This is a genomic window from Actinosynnema sp. NPDC023658 (genome assembly GCF_040639995.1).
In the GTDB taxonomy this organism is placed as follows: Bacteria; Actinomycetota; Actinomycetes; order Mycobacteriales; family Pseudonocardiaceae; genus Actinosynnema.
Genome location: NZ_JBFAAX010001468.1, coordinates 1 through 1,082, shown reverse-complemented (window position 1 = coordinate 1,082; position 1,082 = coordinate 1). Strand labels below are relative to the sequence as shown.

2 protein-coding genes are annotated in these 1,082 nt (G+C 74.5%); one reads left to right on the top strand and one right to left on the bottom strand.

Annotation, left to right across the window (positions count from 1 at the left end; genetic code table 11):
* Positions 1-313: sigma factor (locus AB0G02_RS41855; RefSeq protein WP_360806629.1), on the bottom strand; the 313-nt coding region annotated here is incomplete at its 3' end.
* 99 nt (positions 314-412) lie between these two features.
* On the opposite strand from AB0G02_RS41855, the gene AB0G02_RS41850 reads away from it, so the two are divergent.
* On the top strand, positions 413-868 hold the full coding sequence (locus AB0G02_RS41850; protein WP_360806626.1) for a carboxymuconolactone decarboxylase family protein: 456 nt from the start codon (positions 413-415) through the stop codon (positions 866-868).
* Positions 869-1,082: the final 214 nt, after the last annotated feature.

Below are 1,082 nucleotides of genomic sequence, written 5' to 3'. Positions count from 1 at the left end.
CCACCGAGTCCGCCAGCAGCACCTCGTGCTCGGGGGTGACGCCGTCGACCTCATCGGGCACGTGCGCGTCCAGCGGGCGTTCGCCGCGCCGGCCGCGCGAGCGCAGCATGTTCAGCGCCACCCGCCCCACCACCGTGGTCAGCCAGCCGCCCAGGTTCTCCACGTCGTCCGCGCCCGCGCGGCTGAGCCGCAGCCAGGCCTCCTGCACCGCGTCGTCGGCCTCGCTGGGCGAGCCCAGCAGCCGGTGGGCCACCGCCCGCAGGTGCGGGCGGTGCTCCTCGAACCTCGCCGCCAGGAACTCGCGTCCGTCCATCGGTCACCTCTCGCCGTCGCCCGGTGTCAGGGACATGACCCGTGACAACGCGCCGATGTGACACCTCGGCGCCCGACCCCCTGGGGGAACGCGATGCGCATGAAGAACCCGGCCATGGTCCTGCCCGACGCCATGAAGGGCATCCAGAACCTGCTCAAGGCGACCGCGCAGGGCGGCGTGCCGCGGCTGACGCTGGAGCTGATCGGCCTGCGGGCCAGTCAGATCAACGGCTGCGGCGCGTGCCTTTACGGCCACCTGAGGGAAGCCCGCGAGGCGGGGGAGACCGACGAGCGGCTGGCCACCGTCGCGGCGTGGCGGCACACGCCGTTCTTCACCGACGCCGAACGCGCGGCGCTGGCGCTCACCGAGGCCGTCACCCGGATCGCGGACCGGACCGGCGAGGCGGTGCCCGACGACGTGTGGGCCGAGGCCGCCGCCCACTACGACGAGCAGCAGCTGTCGGCCATCGTGCTGATGATCGCCACGCTCAACTTCTTCAACCGCCTCAACGTCACCGTGCAGGAGCGCGCCGACCGGCCCAGCTGGGAGGGCTGACCCACCGCCGCCCGGTCGGTGCGAACCGCGCCGACCGGGCTCACCGGCGTGCCGCCACCGCGCCCGACCGAACCTCGCCACGACCCAGCAGGACGGGCGGCACGACCAGCACCAGCCCGGCGGGCACGAGGACCCCGCTCACCGGGCCCAGCAGGAACAGCGGCACGAACGCCACCGGCGACGCCGCGCCGCCCACGCACCGCCGCGCCAGCAC